General features: G+C 43.6%; 18 protein-coding genes and 1 pseudogene. 18 read left to right on the top strand and 1 reads right to left on the bottom strand.

Translation table 11 applies throughout. From position 1 onward, the window contains the following. The 6 genes from QMA13_RS19690 to QMA13_RS19665 all read left to right on the top strand — a co-directional run bounded on the left by QMA13_RS19690 (position 1) and on the right by QMA13_RS19665 (position 4,826). On the top strand, positions 1–765 hold the full coding sequence (locus tag QMA13_RS19690; protein ID WP_282943447.1) for an ABC transporter ATP-binding protein: 765 nt from the start codon (positions 1–3) through the stop codon (positions 763–765). After that, the gene (locus QMA13_RS19685) at positions 762–1,805 is read left to right on the top strand and encodes an SAM-dependent methyltransferase (RefSeq protein ID WP_282935457.1); all 1,044 of its coding nucleotides are present in this window, start codon (positions 762–764) and stop codon (positions 1,803–1,805) included. The genes QMA13_RS19690 and QMA13_RS19685 overlap by 4 nt, the downstream gene beginning before the upstream one ends. A 28-nt stretch (positions 1,806–1,833) precedes the next feature. Beyond that, on the top strand, positions 1,834–2,463 hold the full coding sequence (locus QMA13_RS19680) for a class I SAM-dependent methyltransferase (RefSeq protein ID WP_282935456.1): 630 nt from the start codon (positions 1,834–1,836) through the stop codon (positions 2,461–2,463). A gap of 36 nt (positions 2,464–2,499) precedes the next feature. Further along, entirely contained in the window at positions 2,500–3,690 is a 1,191-nt protein-coding gene (locus QMA13_RS19675; protein WP_282935455.1) for a C40 family peptidase, read from the top strand. Between the two features lie 129 nt (positions 3,691–3,819). After that, a complete protein-coding gene (locus QMA13_RS19670; protein ID WP_282935454.1) occupies positions 3,820–4,557 on the top strand; it encodes an MBL fold metallo-hydrolase in 738 nt (245 codons plus the stop codon). Between the two features lie 14 nt (positions 4,558–4,571). After that, positions 4,572–4,826, top strand: a complete 255-nt coding sequence (locus tag QMA13_RS19665; RefSeq protein WP_282935453.1) for a hypothetical protein — start codon at positions 4,572–4,574, stop codon at positions 4,824–4,826. 343 nt (positions 4,827–5,169) lie between these two features. Here QMA13_RS19665 and QMA13_RS19660 read toward each other — a convergent pair whose 3' ends face one another. Next, positions 5,170–5,589 carry a hypothetical protein gene (locus tag QMA13_RS19660; protein WP_282935452.1) on the bottom strand — a complete coding sequence of 140 codons (420 nt, stop codon included), beginning with the start codon at positions 5,587–5,589 and terminating at the stop codon, positions 5,170–5,172. A gap of 114 nt (positions 5,590–5,703) precedes the next feature. Here QMA13_RS19660 and QMA13_RS19655 point away from each other — a divergent pair, with 114 nt between their 5' ends. From QMA13_RS19655 to QMA13_RS19600, 12 genes and pseudogenes are all read left to right on the top strand, one after another. After that, entirely contained in the window at positions 5,704–5,910 is a 207-nt protein-coding gene (locus QMA13_RS19655) for a hypothetical protein (RefSeq protein WP_282935451.1), read from the top strand. A gap of 60 nt (positions 5,911–5,970) precedes the next feature. Beyond that, on the top strand, positions 5,971–7,086 hold the full coding sequence (locus QMA13_RS19650) for a P-loop NTPase family protein (RefSeq protein ID WP_282935450.1): 1,116 nt from the start codon (positions 5,971–5,973) through the stop codon (positions 7,084–7,086). Beyond that, positions 7,076–8,298: pseudogene (locus QMA13_RS19645) on the top strand (TadA family conjugal transfer-associated ATPase). The gene QMA13_RS19650 and the pseudogene QMA13_RS19645 overlap by 11 nt, the downstream one beginning before the upstream one ends. Positions 8,299–8,337: 39 nt before the next feature. Next, positions 8,338–9,261: a type II secretion system F family protein gene (locus QMA13_RS19640; RefSeq protein WP_282935449.1), complete on the top strand. Its 924-nt coding sequence runs from the start codon at positions 8,338–8,340 to the stop codon at positions 9,259–9,261. A 6-nt stretch (positions 9,262–9,267) separates the two neighbouring features. Beyond that, positions 9,268–10,134, top strand: coding sequence for a type II secretion system F family protein (locus QMA13_RS19635; protein ID WP_282935448.1), 867 nt, complete (start codon positions 9,268–9,270; stop codon positions 10,132–10,134). Positions 10,135–10,168: 34 nt separating this feature from the next. Next, positions 10,169–10,387 (top strand): Flp1 family type IVb pilin, encoded by a 219-nt coding sequence (locus QMA13_RS19630; protein ID WP_282935447.1) that lies wholly within the window; start codon positions 10,169–10,171, stop codon positions 10,385–10,387. A gap of 10 nt (positions 10,388–10,397) precedes the next feature. Continuing rightward, positions 10,398–11,432: a hypothetical protein gene (locus QMA13_RS19625; RefSeq protein ID WP_282935446.1), complete on the top strand. Its 1,035-nt coding sequence runs from the start codon at positions 10,398–10,400 to the stop codon at positions 11,430–11,432. A 66-nt stretch (positions 11,433–11,498) separates the two neighbouring features. After that, the gene (locus tag QMA13_RS19620) at positions 11,499–13,784 is read left to right on the top strand and encodes a hypothetical protein (RefSeq protein ID WP_282935445.1); all 2,286 of its coding nucleotides are present in this window, start codon (positions 11,499–11,501) and stop codon (positions 13,782–13,784) included. 47 nt (positions 13,785–13,831) lie between these two features. Next, positions 13,832–14,500, top strand: a complete 669-nt coding sequence (locus QMA13_RS19615; protein ID WP_282935444.1) for a TadE/TadG family type IV pilus assembly protein — start codon at positions 13,832–13,834, stop codon at positions 14,498–14,500. Beyond that, positions 14,497–15,018: an A24 family peptidase gene (locus QMA13_RS19610; RefSeq protein ID WP_282935443.1), complete on the top strand. Its 522-nt coding sequence runs from the start codon at positions 14,497–14,499 to the stop codon at positions 15,016–15,018. The genes QMA13_RS19615 and QMA13_RS19610 overlap by 4 nt, the downstream gene beginning before the upstream one ends. Positions 15,019–15,035: 17 nt before the next feature. Then, a complete protein-coding gene (locus tag QMA13_RS19605) occupies positions 15,036–16,715 on the top strand; it encodes a DUF6382 and FHA domain-containing protein (RefSeq protein ID WP_282935442.1) in 1,680 nt (559 codons plus the stop codon). A gap of 3 nt (positions 16,716–16,718) precedes the next feature. Further along, on the top strand, positions 16,719–17,588 hold the full coding sequence (locus QMA13_RS19600; protein ID WP_282935441.1) for a PP2C family protein-serine/threonine phosphatase: 870 nt from the start codon (positions 16,719–16,721) through the stop codon (positions 17,586–17,588). The last annotated feature ends 73 nt before the right edge of the window (positions 17,589–17,661 follow it).

The raw sequence follows: 17,661 nt of genomic DNA, 5'->3' as shown, positions 1-17,661 counted from the left end.
ATTATTACGTTAGAAAACATTCATTTTATCCGCGAGGAGCGGGCCATTTTATCCGGAGTAGGTATCCAGGTCAACAAGGGAGAGCATTGGGTTGTTCTTGGGAAAAACGGGTCGGGTAAGACCACGATCCTAGAACTGATTAATGGCTATCAATTCCCTAGCAGCGGACAAGTTCGCGTATTGGATCATATTTATGGACAATGCGATGTTCGTGAGGTGCGCAAGCAAATCGGCTATATTAGCCAATCACTATATGAAAAGCTGAACCCAGGCGACCCGGTTTGGGAGGTTATTGCTACGGGAGAATATGGATTTTTGCGTTTTTATGAAGAAATTCCTTCAGAGGTACGTGAGAAGGCAGTTGCAATGCTAGAAGAAGTGAGCTTGAGACATCTTGCGGATCAACCTCTCGGAACTCTTTCCCAAGGGGAACGTAAAAAGGTAATGCTGGCTCGTGCTCTTATGACAAGTCCCAAAATTCTTATTATGGACGAGCCTTGTTCCGGCTTGGATTTATTTGAACGGGAACGGCTTCTTGAAACTATAAACCGTCTTGGAAAACAGCAAATTACGGTTGTTTATGTAACGCATCATATCGAGGAAATTATGCCCATGTTCTCCCATGTAGCCCTGATCGATCAAGGGAAAATCATTGCATCAGGCCCTAAGGAAGAAGTACTTAACGAAGCTAATCTTCTTAAAGCATTTCAAGTCCCTGTTGCATTGGAATGGTTCCAAGGCAGACCTTGGATCAAGGTGCTATGATGACAGAACTAGAACAAATAGCACACGAAAGCATGTTTATTGGCACGGCAAATCATGGTTACGGCCAGCATGCGCAAGAAGAGATCAGACGCTTGTTTGAATCGAAAGTAAAGTTTCAACATATCATTCCTGCGGAAGTATTTTTGTTCCAGATTCAAGAAGATAAAGATGCTGTGATTAACAAGCTCCTTCATAATGAGCCCATGTTTTTACGGCATATACAGCCTGTCGATGTGGAATTCGATTGGGACGGTTCAATGGATGAGCTGCTGCGCAATGCTGGTAGTGAGCTTAAGCTGGACAATGGAATGAAAACCGCGATACAAATACGTAAAACCGAACAAGTAGGATCGGATATTTCTTCTACGGAAATCAAGAGAGCATTAGATGAACTGTTTATAAAACAGTGGTCCATTGTTCCAGTGGCGAAAGAATCGGATGTCATTGTCTCTATTTATCTGACCCCGGATAAAGCTTACATGGGAATATCCAAACCGGAGCAAAACTTGAGCGATTGGTCTGGGGGAGCGATTCGATTCCGCAAGGAAGAAGGACAAGTTTCTCGGGCCAAATTCAAGCTGTTGGAAGCGGAGAGAGCCTTTGGCCTCGATTTACTGCAGTATAGATCAGGCTTGGATATCGGCGCGGCACCAGGTGGATGGACTTCTTTATTGCTTGAACGGGGCATGAAGGTGACGGCAGTCGATCCAGCGAAGCTGGACGCAGGATTATTGCGTAATCCTAAGCTGACTTTTCTTCAGAAAAATGCAGCAGATGTTACATTTCAGCCGCAATCCTTTGACTTGCTCGTGTGTGATATGAGCTGGAGTCCACGTCAGATGGCAAAGTTGGTCAAAGGACTGCTTTATGCTTTGCAAACAGGGGGAACGGCTATTATCACAGTGAAACTGATGCATAAGAAACCGTTTCAAGCCGTAAAGGAGCTGGTTGAGGATCTATCACCGGATCTGGTGTTTCAAAAAGGGAAACAATTATTTCATAATAGGGAAGAGCTGACGGTTTTTCTCATTAAATCGTAGTCTTCCGGTTATCGGAGAGGGGTAACCTATGAAGGACGAATCTCAGTATTGGAATAGCATTTATAATGAACAGGCCTTTTCCAAGCCTGAATATGACGAATGGCTTATTAAACATAAAGCGATTTTGGAAGCTTCTCGAAATATCCCCATTTTGGATCTAGGCTGTGGTGCTGGCGGCGACAGCTTGTTTTTGACAGAGCAGGGCTTTCAAGTCATTGCTTGTGATTGGTCAGATGAAGCTTTGTTCAAAATCCGGCATCATATACCTTTAGCAGAAACATTAAAAGTGAATTTGGCGGAGCCGCTTCCTTTCCCAGAAGATAGTGCGCAGGTCATTATTGCTGACTTAAGTCTCCATTATTTCTCATGGTTGACGACAGAATCGATCATCAAGGAACTTAAGAGAGTACTGCTGCCTGGAGGTAATCTGCTGTGCAGGGTAAATTCCGTTCATGACGTCCATTTCGGCGCTGGTGATGGAGTAGAAATTGAACCCCATTATTACGAACAAAATGGACAATTCAAACGCTTTTTTGACCAGGAACAAATCACTCGTTTGTTTGCTGGTTGGAAGCTTGATTATTTGCAGGAGGCGGTAATGAATCGATACCATAAACCTAAAAGCTTGTGGGAAATGGCTGCTAAAAATCCAAAATAGATATCAAGCTGAACGCCTAATGGGGAGGTAGTTTCTGTGAAAAGGCTCCTTGTTCCAGTTGGCTTGTTTCTGGTCATCGCTGCCCTTGGTTTTCTTTTTCTGCCTTATGATACTTTGAATCCGCCGCGAACAATACCTAATGGTTCATCCATGGGTAAGGAGCTTTACGATGCTCCTGCTCAAATTGCTGCAGTGTCAACGGTTCACAGGACATCTACGGCAGAAACCGTCTCAAATGAGAAGGAACCGGAGCTGGCAGTCTCGTTAATGCAAGGATGTGAAGGTAGACCAACGGAAACGCCTCGACTCGTTGTTGATGTGCCTGTTGCTACTTTGTGGAGTAAGCCGAACCAGGCACGTCCAATGGATCAACTAGGTTTGCAAAATCCGGTTCAACTGAGATCTTGGTTACAATCTATGAGCTTATCAGACAAGCTGTGGTTGGTGGGGAAGCTTGAAACTCAAGCGCTCCTAGGTACTGAGGTAAACTTGCTAGATCGGCAGGGCGATTGGTTAAAGGTGGCAGTCACGAATCAGAGCACCCCAAAGAATGAGAATGGCTATCCCGGATGGGTTCCTAAGGAACAAATCTCAGAACAAACCGTTCTGTATGATGCTTGTCCGATAGCTATTGTTTCAAGTCCGACTGCTTGGCTCTATGAGGATGCAATAAGCTCGCAGCAGCTGGAAGAAATCAGCTTTAATACAGAGCTTCCGATTGTGCAAAGCGAAGAGTCTCGGATCGGCGTGATCAGAAGAAATGATGAAATTCGCTGGTTGGATAAATCAGATGCAATAGTGTGGGAGCAGAAACAATCCGATGCTGGATTACTGGGTCATGTTACTGGAGAGGAACTGGTGCAAACCGCTAAAAATTTCCTAGAGCTCCCCTACTTATGGGCAGGAATCTCCGGTTTCGGATTTGATTGTTCTGGATTTACATATGCATTACACCGATTTCACGGTATTGCGATCCCAAGAGATGCAAAAGATCAAGCAAGTGGGGGTTTAAAGGTGGATAAGGCTGATTTAAAGCCGGGCGACTTGTTGTTTTACGCCTATGACAGCGGCAAGGGGAAGATTCACCATGTGGCGATGTACATAGGCGGAGACATGATGATTCATTCACCAAAAACAGAGCGAAGTATCGAAATCATTTCTATGAAAACACCGGCATACGCCAAGGAATTTGCAGGAGCTCGACGTTATACGGCCATGTCTATTTAATGCAATCATATATATTACAATTGGAATATACCGCGAAGCACCACTTTTCAAGACTCGTTCTTGCCAGTGTGTGCTTTTTCAATAGCTATTGCTGAGAAATGATTAGTCATTGAAAAGGGGGATCATGCTGTGCGTTTGACTGTATTGGGACCGTGGGGGGCTTACCCTAGTGCTGGAGAGGCTACTGCAGGTTATTTACTTGAACATCAGGGTAAAAAGATATTATTAGATTGCGGCAGTGGAGTTCTTTCTGTAGTTCAGAAATATGCACGGCTGGAAGATCTTTGTACCGCATTTATCAGCCATCGTCATCATGATCATATTGCAGATTTAGGTTGTTTGCAGTATGCTTGTTTGATTGATTCGGATCTGAACAAACGGTCGGAACCGCTGCATATTTATATAGCAGATGAGTCTTTGAACAAAGATGACGCTTATCACACGATGAAAGGTTCAGAAGTCCATTCAGTTTCTGTACATGATGAATGGAATCTTAACGGGATGAAGTTTTCTTTTTTCAAAACATTTCACGAGGTTTATTGTTTAGGTGTTAAAATAACTGACGGTAATAAGACGCTTGTCTACACGGCGGACACTTATTTTGACGAATCGCTGATCGGATTTTGCAAGGATGCAGATGTGTTAGTCGTCGAAACATCATTTTACGCGGATATCCAGAATGCCAAGCAATATGGTCATATGAACACCACCGAGGTCGGATACTTGGCCAAAATGGCTAATCCTAGGAAAGTCGTATTAACTCATCTGCCGCATTTTGGAGATCCATCTTCTCTTGTGGAGGAAGTAAAACAGCAATATACCGGAGATGTGTTGCTCGCGGAAAGCGGCTTGGTCATCGAGCTATAACAGGGAGGTTTATTATGAAAGAGGAACATCAACGTCAGTGTGATGAGCTTCGCACTGCGCTTCTTCAATTGTTCCACGACGCAGGGTATGAAAATAAGGGTTTGATAGGCTGTCTTGAAGCTTTTGAGCAGGAGCCCTTGTATAAGGAGAAGCTGGAGCAACTTGAACTGGAAAATGAGCGATTGAAGGAGCAAATCAAGAGACTGCGTAAAACGGTAAACTCAAAGGATAGCATGTCAAGCAAGCTAAGGGAAGCGTTGAGGGAGTAGTCAAGAGAAAGAGGGGACCATAAATGAGCAGCGGCTGGATAGCTACCCTGATTATTTGTACTGTTCTTGTTCTTGCAATTTGTTTCTTTATCCTGCGTAGGCAGAGAGCTGCAAGGTCACACCGAGGCAACAACGTAATCCGTATGGCGGAATTCAAAAAACAAGAGAAAACGTCTGATCGTCAACAGAAATGCTCTTATTGCAAAAAGAAAACGGACCGATTAACCTTTTATGCCGGTGTTCACGGATCCGCTGTAGGTGTTTGTAAAGATTGCAAGCCAAAAGCCGAGAGGCAGGACATGCTCCCAATATGAAGGGGGTTGCGTAGAAAGCTGGAATCCGGTTATTGCAGTTGTCCGGACTGACCGTAGGAGCTTGATTGCTTGGACATGAGATCCATACTCCAATCAATCATTCCATTCATCATGCTGAGAACGAGATTAATAGCATCTTCATCACTCAGGGGTTGGCTCTTGGAATTGTTGGAGATGTACTCCTGCATTTTGGTCTCTAATTGACTGGTCAAATCTTTCAGCTTGGAAAAGTCTTTGGCAATATCGGATATCGAATTGGAGCTGGAATTGGAGCCGCTGCTGTTTTGCTGTTGTGATTGGTCTCCGCTGGATTGCTGTGAATCTTGACCGCTTGAATCGTCCGATTGACTTTGGAGCAATTCTTTTATTTGCTGCAATTCATCGGTTAAAGATTGCTGTTGCTCGGTAATTTGCTCGATTTGCCCCTTCAGTTCACGATTGCTGATCATCTAGTAAGCTCCTTCATTTTATTATGAGGATAGTATATCCAAGAGCTATTTATTTAACCAAAAAAGACCAGTCAACAATAAAAATACATAAAATAGTTGAAAAAACCATTTTTTATGATATTATATATACAAATACGTGAATCGCAAGCGGAAGCACCGCTGATCAAGAGTTTTATTTCTTGTTCAGTTGGTGCTTTTTTGCGTCTTTGTATATGGGAGGCGATATGGATTACGAATAAAGTGAAAGCCGCGGTTGTTGTGGCCATTATATCGGCAGTACTTGTGGCAAGCGGGATATTACAGCTTCAGGGGGCGATGTGAACCCGTTTCAGACGGAGTATTTGATCATAAAAGGGGGAGGTGCCCAACACAATGTCAAAGATGAAATTAGTTTTATTAGATACAGATACTTATTTTATTGAGAGGATAACGGCTTTTACAAGAACCTCAGAATACGCTTCGACCTTTATTGTGTCGGCATTTACAAACAAGGAGCAGGGCTTCGCTTTTATCGAGAGGACAAACGAGAATTACATTCTTCTTGTACATGAAAGCTTCCTTCCTTTGCCTGACCTGGTTTTCCAGCGGCAGCTAGGCTGCTTGCTCATTGTCAGTGATTCTCCTGCATCGGGAGATATTGTGGAGTATCCGGTTGTATGTAAATATCAGCCTCTGAATCAGTTATTGGCTCATATCATATCGCATTATAACGAGTTTACTTCGAGCCGAATGCTGAAGGGGAACAAGTCGTCACAAGTCATCTCTATTTATTCTGCAGTAGGTGGAAGCGGCAAGACATTAACGGCGCTGCACCTTGCGAGAGAGCTTGTGTTAGTGGGGAGGAGCGTATTTTATATTAATTTGGAGCAGCTGCCTTCAACGTTGTGGATGGAGTCAAGTGAGGGAGAAGAGCCTTCCTTTTCTCGAATGCTTTACTATGGAAAGACCGATCCCAAGTTGCAAATTGCCAAAGTGGAAAGATATAAAAGGCGTCACAGCACTCTAGGCTTTGATTATTTTCCTGGTAATTGCGAGCCGCTAGAGCTGGCCGAAATGTCAGATAAAGACACAGAGTCGCTAGTAAGGGCCGTTCTTGCATCTGGAGCATACGATTGTGTACTGGTTGATTTGGATTCATCCTTATACCCTCGTATTGAAGCCTGCTTGAAGCTTAGTGACCATGTATTGCTGCTGCTGCAGGACGATTGTATTCAATGGGAGAAATGCAGTAAAAGATTAAGACAGCTGGTGGAGTCACACGGGGAACCAAATTGGAAGCATAAATATAAACTGCTCGTCAATAAATTCAATGGTTCTTTGAACAATAGCGAGTCGCAGCTGCCTCTGCCAATTTCAGGTTATTTACCCTATATACCAGAGTGGAAGACGTTTGGAAGGATGGACATCGTCCAAAAACGAGGTGCCTTCAGTGAGAGCTTGGCTGCTCTGAGTTGGTTCAGGACTTTTGCGTTGGAGGAAGCGGCAGATGTGGTCTGAGGAAACAGTGGCAGAGCTTAAGCAGATCGTTAAGGAAAAGCTGGATTTATCCATATCCTTATCGGATGAACAGTTGATGGAGCTAATCGAGCAGGAAGTGTTTGGATTTCCATTTGAGCAATACTTTACTGCAGGGCAGAAGCATCAACTTATTATGAGGTTATTTCATTCATTTAGAGGATTGGATATTTTGCAGCCGTTAGTGGATGATCCGACGGTTTCGGAGATTATGATTAACCGATACGACCAAATATTTGTCGAACAGGATGGCCGAATAAACCTTACAGGAATGAAATTCGAGAGTAAGGAGAAGCTGGAGGACGTCATTCAGGCCATAGTAGCTCGGGTGAATCGTGCGGTTAACGAGGCTAATCCCATTGTGGATGCCCGATTAATGGATGGTTCAAGGGTAAATGTGGTGCTATCACCAATTGCGTTGGAAGGCGCAGCCATGACGATTCGAAAATTTCCGGAATCACCGCTGACATTGGAGCTTTTGATTGCAAAAGGTTCGTTGTCGGAAGCCGCGGCAGCCTTCCTTATCCAAATGGTCAAGTCCAAATATAACTTATTTATTGGAGGAGGAACAGGATCCGGGAAGACGACCTTTCTCAACGCCTTGTCCCAATATATTCCTGATGATGAACGCATAATTACCATCGAGGATTCAGCAGAACTGCAAATTCGGACAGTACCTAATCTGGTACGTCTGGAGACTCGCAATGCCAATACCGAGGGAAAGGGTGAAATCTCGATCCGTGATCTGATCCGATCCTCATTACGTATGAGACCTAATCGAATTATCGTAGGGGAAGTACGGGGTGCCGAGGCTCTTGACATGCTGCAGGCAATGAATACCGGACATGATGGAAGTTTATCTACTGGCCATGCAAACTCGACCACAGACATGTTAAGTAGGCTTGAAACGATGGTGCTTAGCGGTGCAGCGCTTCCCGTAGAAGTCATCCGCAAACAGATTTGTTCAGCGATTGATATTATGATCCATCTGCAGAGATTGAGAGATCGATCCCGTCGTGTTACTGAAATTAGCGAAATTATCGGAATGGAAGGGGGAGAAGTCAAGCTGAACCGGTTGTTCGAATTTGTAGAACAGGAGAGGATGCAAGAGGGAAAGTGATTGGAGAGCTTATACCAACCGGCAATGGATTGATACATACAGATAAGTTGGCCATGGCAGGAGTCGCAATGTAGTGGTTCATCCTACTTTATAGGTGTCAAAGGAGATCTCACTTGATTTATATCGTTCTTACCGTTCTAGCAGGAGCTCTATGCTGGCTTGCATTAACGATTTATCAAAGCTCTTATAAGAAGAGCAAACAAACAGTTGTGAATAATCAAAGCTCCAAAAAAGAAAGGGCGTCAAATTCATTTGAGTTTTGGAGGTCCAAAGCACCCCAACCTACTACTTCTTCATTGATCCGTTATGACGAATATCATTTGAGTTCTATGGAAAAGCTCGTATGCGTTGCAGTAGGAGGTGTAGTATTAGGCACTGTCGGATATATTTTTTATAAAAATGGGATTGCAGCACTGGTTCTTGCTTGCGGAGGGTTCTATTATCCGGTCATTTGGAGACAACAGATGGTTCGGAAACGGCAGGCACAGCTTCAATTGCAATTCAAACAGGCACTCTCTTCTTTGTCTTCAGCCCTTGGCGCAGGCAAATCCGTAGAGTCGGCATTCAAGGAAGTCTTGACTGATTTGCGGCTGCTATATCCTGATCCCAAGGCTTTTATTGTTAAAGAACTCGAGACATTGAACCGACGCATTGAAAATGGAGAAACGATTGAGGTGGCACTGAAGGATTGGAGTGATCGAGCCAAGCTGGAAGACATACAACAGTTCTCAGAAGTTTTCGTAACATGCAAAAGAACGGGGGGCAATCTGGTACATGTCATACGCCGTACGGCATCCATTATACAAGAGAAGCTCGACATTCAACAGGATATACAAGTTATGATGGCCCAAAAACGGTTCGAATCCAAAGTACTGACTTTTGCTCCTTTAGCCGTTATAGCATTATTGAATTTCAGCTCGCCGGATTATATGGAGCCGTTATATCAAGGGTCGGGATTGTTGATTATGACGACAGCACTCTTGATACTTATTGGCTGCTACGCGATTACGAAATGGATTATGGACGTTAAGGTGTGATGCTGTATGACGATGCTCATCGTGCTGGGTGTTGAACTCTTAGTATGTATTTGGATTTCCTGGACTGCATATTCACAATACATCGATTTCATTAAGGAGCAGCGAAAGCTCCTCAAGATCATTTGGCTGGCGCCTCTTGCCTTCTATTTGTTGGATCGATTTCGTTTAGCGGACCGTTTCGCAGATATGGTATCAAGGGTTCATCAGCAAATGATTGGATTACATGGAAGCAAGCATGCTTTGATTCGGACAAAGTGCTTCATTGCAGATGTTCTTTCCATATGTATGGCTGTTCTTATAGTCTGTACGCTACTTGGGGTACTGGCAGATGGCAACAGTGAGCTGCTGGGGTATGGCTTAGTATTGGTACTATTTCTTCCCTTTGTACTATATAAGGAATTGGCCAATCAACTACGCAAAAAGAAGCGTCAAATGCTTCTCGAGCTTCCAGAGGTGTTGAACCAAATTGTGCTTCTGGTCAATGCCGGAGAAACAGTACAAAAAGCGCTGCAGCGTTGTATTGAGAACAAGCCAAACTTAGAGCGTAGTCCTTTACTAACTGAGTTCGCTATAGCTGCTTACGATATTCGAATGAATACTTCCTTTAATAAAGCCATGGAAGACTTTAATAAAAGGTGCGGGCTGCAAGAGGTTTCTTTATTTACAACTACGGTGTTATTGAACTACAAACGTGGCGGCGACGAGCTTGTAATGTCCTTAAAGGAGCTTTCATCGACTTTATGGGAGAAACGAAAATCATTAGCCAAGACATTAGGAGAGGAAGCATCGTCAAAGATGGTATTTCCGATGGTCTTGATATTTCTTGTCGTAATGGTCGTTGTGGCTGCACCAGCTATATTGCTTATGAACTAAAACAAAATTGAAACGCTGGAGAGGAGTAAGGAGAATGAATGGGGTAGGTCAAGGTATACGGAGATTTTGGGAAGAAGAGGACGGGTTAGGGACGCTTGAAATATTGTTGATATTAGCCGTCCTCGTTATTATTGCCATAGCTTTTCGTAAGTGGATTATGCAGTGGGTTAAAAGCTTGTTTGATTCGGCTGACGCGCAAATTAAAGATCAGAGCGGTAAAATAAAGAGCGATGCTGATACCATTAGTCCGTAAAAAATTATTGTTGAGTTCACGATGGCCTATGAACCGTCCAAAGCCGAGGTTTGCTAAAAGTTTTAAGCTGTTTAGTGAAACCAAGGGAAGCTTCACAATAGAAGCAAGCTTTGTACTCCCTTTAATATTGCTAAGCACGTTATCACTGCTGTTTTTGGCGTTGTACGTTTATCAAACCTCATCTGCTTTTCAAAATGCTGGGATTGCTGCTGATCGTGCTGCATTCATATGGGATAACAGCAAGAAGGATGCCATAACCGGAGATTATTCCATTGATAAGGATGATGGGTTGTACTGGCGTATTCATAGCGACAGCATGTCAGATTTATTCCGTTTTTTAATCCCTAATGCTGCCGCCCAAATCTCTCTCCCAGTGTCATCATCAAGCAACGGTACAGGGCCAGAAGGAAAGATGCAAAAAATTGGCGGTACCTTATCTTCCGGATGGAGCGGCAGGATGCGTTATGTGAACAGCGGTTTTTCCAGAGAAGTGACAGTCGATCTGGAGAAGCCGTTCCGGTCACCGACATTTATGATGAGTAAGCTGCAAAAAAATGTGTCTTCAGAGGCTGCAGCCCAAGTCGTTGATCCTGTCGAAAGCATTCGATTGATTGACTTAACGAGATCTTTTATTCAGGAAATACAAGGCAGGATTAAACCTAATGCTGCCTTAAAAACCATGGTTGAACCGAAGTCACTCCCGGAGCCTGGCGCAGTCATAACAAATCATGAAAGCGCGGCAAACTATTTACGTACATTAGTGAACGGGAAAGAACAGGCGTTAAAAGTCAATGGCTCCACCACACGTATCGTGGATGCATTGGATGCAAATAAAGTTGCACATCAGGCCTATTACAGCTTTAATGAAAGCCAGCTAAGAAAGGTACAAATGCCTAAGGATGCGGAGCTGCTTAGAGATGGATCTCAAGTAACCGGTGTGGTGTGGCATTTCTTTAAACTCTCGAAACAAGATAAAGTCAAGCTTTCTAATGGGTTTCGGCAGGAGCTTGAACGTCAAGGTATCGTTGTTGTCATTCATGAATAACAAAGATCACATATGAATCATAATGTGTGTGAATTGCCTTAGTTTGAAGGTGTAAGGAGGGTTTAAGTGTTGTTACTGTTGCGGCGATTATGGGCAGAGCAGCAGGGAGCGGTATCTTTGTATTTATTGTTAATCCTTGTGCCGGTATTTTTGTTTTGTGCGTTATTGATTGATTTCGCCCGCATTCAAGTAGCCGAGAAGGAAGCGGAAAATGCTGTGAAAACAGGAGTTCGTTCCACGTTATCCTCCTTCTCACCTAAGCTGCAGTCTTATGGATTATATGCTTTAAACCAAAAGCCAGAGGAATCGAAAGCACTGTTCCTGAAGGCAGTTGAAGGCAATGTATCAGGAACGCTTGCATCCAATTCATTTCAGTTTATTGATCAGAAGGTAGAAACCGAGGGATCGAGCTTAACTTCGATGTATTCGCTTGGTAACCATACTGTCTTCAAAAAACAAATATTAGAGGAAATGAAATACCGAGCTCCGATGATTTATTCGCTGGAGATGGCCGATAAATTCAAAAAAACGGGCCTTTCGTCAGCAATGGGACAAGCATCACAGTTTTCAAAAAATGCCGAGAAAATTGAGAAGCTGATAGAGGATCGAGATGACCAATTGGATAATGCTTGGAAGAATTGGTCAGCTATATACCAGAATGCGGTAGCTATGCATCCTTTCTATCAGTCCCAGTTAGCTGAATTGAATAAATTAAGCGATAAAATCGGACTCCATACGATTGGCGAAGTCAAGCAGTCGCTGCAAGATTCCAAGAAGCAGTTGGCTGATCTAAAAGATGATGTGAAACGAATTAATAGCGATATTCGTTCGTTGATACAAGCAGGCTCACAAGCATCCTCAGCGATAGATTCACTCTATGACCTTAAGGATCGCATCCAAGATGAAATCGTAGATGTCAACAAAAAAATCTCAGACTTGGAACAACTGCTCAATGATTTGCTTGAATATGCAAAACTGCTAGCCATGTTGAAGCTAAAATCAACAAGTGATTTGGCCGAATTAAAGGATCACCTCAAAGATTTTGAAGAGGCATTGAATAAGGCAAAAAAGTCGAACGATCAACTTAATACGGAGCTGCAGGCCATTCAGTCGCAAAATGCGGCCTCTGGCTCCTACGAGGCTGACAAGGTCTTTCAAGCGGTACATTTGATTTCTCGATCGGAGCTTGATGATTACGGCAGTAAAGCGGCTTCGGTAGTGGCCTTATTCTCCGGACTTGAATCTCAGCTTTCCAGCGTGATTTTCTTTGATGGGCAAAACTATCGAAATGCCGATCAAGCAATTCAACCCTTTTGGAAACAGGCACAAGAATTGCAGTCGACGCAAAGCTTAAAGGAATCGCAGCGAAACGCTAAAAAGAGTGTAGCGACTACCTCAAAGCAGGAACAGAGGAAGAAAGCGCAGGCTTATCTGGATCAAGTAAAGTCTGCTCTGGGAAGCTGCAGTATTCTAGCAACTACGGATTCATCCAAACAGCAGTATATTGCACTTCAAGGTGACCCGGCAAAAGGCTCGAAAGGCTATTATCAAGCTTATATGGATTCGAATAATACAAGCAACTTGTCGCAGCCTGTTCCTTCTATTGATCTGGATAATGCAGACAAGGCTGGGGCCAGCGCCATGAATCTTATTTCATCTTTAACAGATTTGCTCACCGATGTGCGAGATGAATTCTATGTGGATGAATTTGCAGTGAGTAAGTTCAATTACCGAACATTTGGCTTGGAAAAGGATAGTTCAGGGACTATCAAAGGCTCATTAGAACCCTCCGAACCTGGCAAGCACCAGCTTGTTAATCAAGAACTTGAGTATTTGCTGTATGGCGCTAATTCATGTGCGAGTAATTATTCGTTGGCGTATGCGGAGATGTTCGCTTTTCGTTTGGCTGTTAATACGGCGGAAGCGCTTCTTGAACCCAAAAATGAAATATTGAACGTAGGTTCACCGCTTCTTGTTTTTTTAGCTGCAGTCGCTGAAGGTGCCATTCATGCTCAGCAGGATATGTCCAAGCTGATTCAGGGTGAAATGGTACCCTTATCACAAAAACTGGGCAGCTTCTTCACCATGAGCTACAAAGATTATTTGAGAGTGTTCTTTCTGCTTCATAGTCGAGATAAAGTACTTTTATCCCGAATGCAAGCTTTAATTCAGTTGAACACAGGTCTGGATTTACAGCAAAGCACAACTTATATATCTGGTACTGCGTCAACCTCCATTCGATTATGGTTTTTACCAGGACTTATGAATCAATTGGGGAAAGCAGGTTTGAATGCTTGCCAAGTTAAGCTGGGTAGATGCCAGATCACGAAAACGGGAGTGATGGCGTACTGAAAAATGTTAATAAGCGAACGGTGCGGTTCATCCGGAGTAACAGAATCATGGCACGTGATCAGGGGGGCGGGATTGTGCTGGAGGCTGCACTCGTCCTTCCCTTATTTTTATCTTTTATATTGGTGTTAATTGCTTTTATCCAAATATCTCTTGCCGAGATGGCTTTACAGTCGGCTGTATCCGATACGACCAAAGTTATTGCGGCTAATATGTACCCGGTCGATTTGTTATACAAGCAAGCGAGAAGCAAATGGAATCAAAGTGCACCAAGCGGCTGGATCAATAGTGTGATTGATCAAATAGAGTCTGCCAAGCAGAAAGCTGTGGATACAGAACAGTTTGTCGAGGAATACGAACGATGGATACCAGATCCTGTGGTTCATTTAATCGGTTGGGAACAAACCTACAGAGAACATTTCGAGGCATTGGGTCAAGCCAAAACAGAAGAGGCTAAGCAGAAGCTTGAAGCAGCGTATAAACCACTATTGAACAGCGCTATTACGCCTGTTGTAGCTCTATATGCCAACCAGACCAGGTTGAAAAAGGAGCGATTGAAGGTGACGAATGTCATTTTGCCGGATCTGGAGCATAAAGAGAACGCGTTTATCGGCATTGAGGCCCAGTATGAGGTTCCTCTTGCAATTCCATTTTTCCATAGGGTCATAATTATTCGAAAACAGGCTTATGAGCGTGCATGGGTTGGAGGGATCGGGTGATCTTCACGATTTTAACGATAAGCATCATTATCGCCGCATTTGCGACGGATGTAACACATCGACTAATTCCAAACTGGTTAACTCTTTCAGGTTGGATTGCTGGAATGGCACTTCATATTGTTTATTCCGGTAGCTCGGGCGTTCTTTATGCTCTTATAGGCACGGCTTTAGGATTTATCCCTATGTTTGGACTTTATCTTATTAGAGCAGTAGGCGCTGGAGATGTGAAATTGTTTGGAGCTTTAGGGGCTTTGGCCGGAGGAGAAATTGTGCTTCAATGCATGATGTACTCCTTATTGTATGCAGCATTGGTTGGCTGCCTTATTTTATTATGGCGTCGGCAGTGGAAGCAGACAGGACAGAGGCTGGTGTCGATGCTGTTTCATTTTCTGACTTTGAAGGATGTTGCACAATGGAAGCCTTATATGAAATCCAATCATCATGTACGGTTTCCGTTTATGTGGGCGGTGCTCCCAGCGGTTGTGAGTGTTTATTTTTTTGACTATAAGCTTTTGTAGGGAAAGGGGGAATGAAGTTGAATCAGACAATATACGGTTTACAGGTGGACTATCAAAATCAACAAGGTCATTTTATGGTGCTGTATAAAGAAAATGGTTTGCAAAAAGAGGAACTCTCTCCATTTCAACTGAACATGCTATTAATGAACCGTATTCCCCGGCTCTTGGAGCTCCACGTAGAGGAAGTAGACCAAAATATAAAGCTATATTATACCATTACGGATAAACGAATGCTGTCCCATTGGCTTCGTCTTGGTAGTCTTTCGATCAAACAATTTTTTACTCTTCTGTATACGATAGTGGATGTATTGACGGAAAGTGGCGTTTATATGCTTCAGGAAGGAAGATACCTTCTAAAGGAAGATTATATTTATTGTGGGAGCGATCTAACCGATATAAATATTACATACCTTCCTATGGAAACATTAACGGACAAAAATACGGTTTCCGTCGATCTACAGCATTTGGCCTCCAGACTGGTACATAAGGTTACGGAGCTAAGCGGGAGCGGTTATCAGGAGCTGATGAATTATCTCATGGATGAGTCATTTCATTTGGCTGCACTGAAGCAGCTCCTCCTAAAACATATGAACCAGGTTGGAAATGAAACAAGCGCAGCTATTCCAAAGGAGAAATCATTTTCTCAAGAGGTTGTTCAAGGGAATTCCACTGATGTCCATGAACCACCAATTCATAGAGCATCCGCAGACCTATCGATGAAGGAAACAGCAGCCTCGACGCCATCTTGGAGTCCTTTGATACCGCCTGCGTCTGCTCATGCAATGCAACCGAACAAGGATAGCGTTCAAGGCTCGGTTCGATTGCCGTTTCCTTCGTCCTTTTCTTTGGCAGAAGGTATGGATTCGGAGCATTCCCTATCTCCAAATAAGCTAAAGCTTCCTGTGATGTTAATCGGATTTTTGTTGGTTTGTTTAGTTTGGAAACTGTATTTGGATCATCCAGTGGAACCGTGGGTGTATATATGCACTGGCTTGTCCTTGTTAATTGCCGATCTTGTCTTTGTTATTTTATGGATCTGGAAACCGACAGGTAGAAATCAGTATCACGATAGGAAAGAAGAAGAGGCGGATTTGAAACAGCCATCAGAGCATTCTCTTCCGGAAGCCATAGTTTCCAGACTTTCGTCACAACAGACAAATTTGGAACAGAGCTCGAGATTGGCTGCATTCTTAAAGGGGGAGCAGAAAGCTCCTGAGGGTAGAGAACCCACCTTGCAGCCTTCGGTAACACAAGTCACTTTACAACCGAATACCACTAATGACACGGACAAACATTCCGAGGAATATTATAGGGGATTGGAGCTCCATACTACTCTGCTGCCGAAGTCTGATGCTACGGTGCTGCTTCAGAGCTCTATGAAACCTCCGGCGACTAATTATCCGTACCTGGAAACAAATCATGAGGGCCGTGTATCGAAAATAAGTCTTATTAAGCCTTGCTTTGTTATCGGGCGGGCAGGGGACGGTGTTGATTATGAGCACAAGGAAACGGGTGTTTCGAGGCTGCATGCGGAGATTGTTCGGGAAAATGGCGTACATGGAGTGAAGGACTTGGGTTCGCGCAATGGAACTTATGTGAATGATGAATTATTAGCTCCTTACCGGGTGTATTGTCTGAACGATGGTGATATAGTTAGAATTATTAATACCGAATTTATTTTTAAAATGGGGTTGTAGCGGTTGAGAACAACTTTTGCCGTCCATTGGCACTATGGGGTAGCCACACATTCTGGTTGGTTTCGGATGATGAATGATGATCGGTCTTTGCTTAGGATCGGTACTACCGATCAAGGAGATCCGTATGCAATTGCTGTAATTGCCGACGGTGTTGGTGGAATCGGGGATGGAAGCCGAGCGAGCGATACGGCAATGGAGCATGTAAGAAAATGGCTGGATGTGAAGCTTCCCAAGCTGTTGAAGGTAGAGTCGTTACGATCAGCATTTACGCATTCCACTAGGCTTTTATTTCAAGAAATAAATGAAGCTTTGATACTACAGGGAAAAGATGCAGGCTGTCAGATGAGCACCACTCTGACCCTGCTTTTTCTGCTGAATGAAACCTACTTTCTGTGCCATATCGGGGACTGCCGTATTTATTACTTTAATCGATACCGATTAAAGCAGCTGACCAATGACCATTCATGGGCAGCAGAGCAGGTACGCAAAAGGAAAATGACGCTTCAGCAAGCTCGCAAGCACCCTAATAGGCATGTACTTCTTCACTGTCTTGGCACGCAAAAGGAGCTTCAAATGGAGTTCAAGAGCGGGTTCTATAACCCAAACAGCCTTTTTATCATGTGCAGCGACGGCTTGTACGATCGTTTGCCTAACAAGGGAATTGAGCATGTCTTAATAGAAAATGAGACCGCGGAGAAAAATCTTCAGCAAATCAGTGACCAGTTGGTGGATAAAGCTCTGGATCAGCGTTCACATGACAATATTAGCGTTCTGCTTCTCCGACCTTTAAGCAGGTCTCTCAATCTGCTGCAAAGAGCCAGATACAGGATGAAAAATATACATTACCTATTCCCTGTAGATTGGAGAAAGTGATATAATAAACCGTCATGATGCATTGTAGTTCCGATCATCAACGAATATTATTTACTTAGACAGGAGAAGTTCG

Origin of the sequence: Paenibacillus sp. RC67 (assembly GCF_030020805.1) — a bacterium.
GTDB lineage: Bacteria > Bacillota > Bacilli > Paenibacillales > NBRC-103111 > Paenibacillus_S.
Note: the sequence above shows the minus strand (reverse complement) of the source record. Positions and strands in the feature narration are given on the sequence as shown.

Coding starts and splice junctions, on each gene's coding strand:
- QMA13_RS19685 (WP_282935457.1), top strand. CDS start 762: ATGATGACAGAACTAGAACAAATAGCACACGAAAGCATGTTTATTGGC.
- QMA13_RS19680 (WP_282935456.1), top strand. CDS start 1,834: ATGAAGGACGAATCTCAGTATTGGAATAGCATTTATAATGAACAGGCC.
- QMA13_RS19665 (WP_282935453.1), top strand. CDS start 4,572: ATGAAAGAGGAACATCAACGTCAGTGTGATGAGCTTCGCACTGCGCTT.
- QMA13_RS19660 (WP_282935452.1), bottom strand. CDS start 5,589: ATGATCAGCAATCGTGAACTGAAGGGGCAAATCGAGCAAATTACCGAG.
- QMA13_RS19655 (WP_282935451.1), top strand. CDS start 5,704: ATGATATTATATATACAAATACGTGAATCGCAAGCGGAAGCACCGCTG.
- QMA13_RS19650 (WP_282935450.1), top strand. CDS start 5,971: ATGAAATTAGTTTTATTAGATACAGATACTTATTTTATTGAGAGGATA.
- QMA13_RS19635 (WP_282935448.1), top strand. CDS start 9,268: ATGACGATGCTCATCGTGCTGGGTGTTGAACTCTTAGTATGTATTTGG.
- QMA13_RS19630 (WP_282935447.1), top strand. CDS start 10,169: ATGAATGGGGTAGGTCAAGGTATACGGAGATTTTGGGAAGAAGAGGAC.
- QMA13_RS19615 (WP_282935444.1), top strand. CDS start 13,832: ATGGCACGTGATCAGGGGGGCGGGATTGTGCTGGAGGCTGCACTCGTC.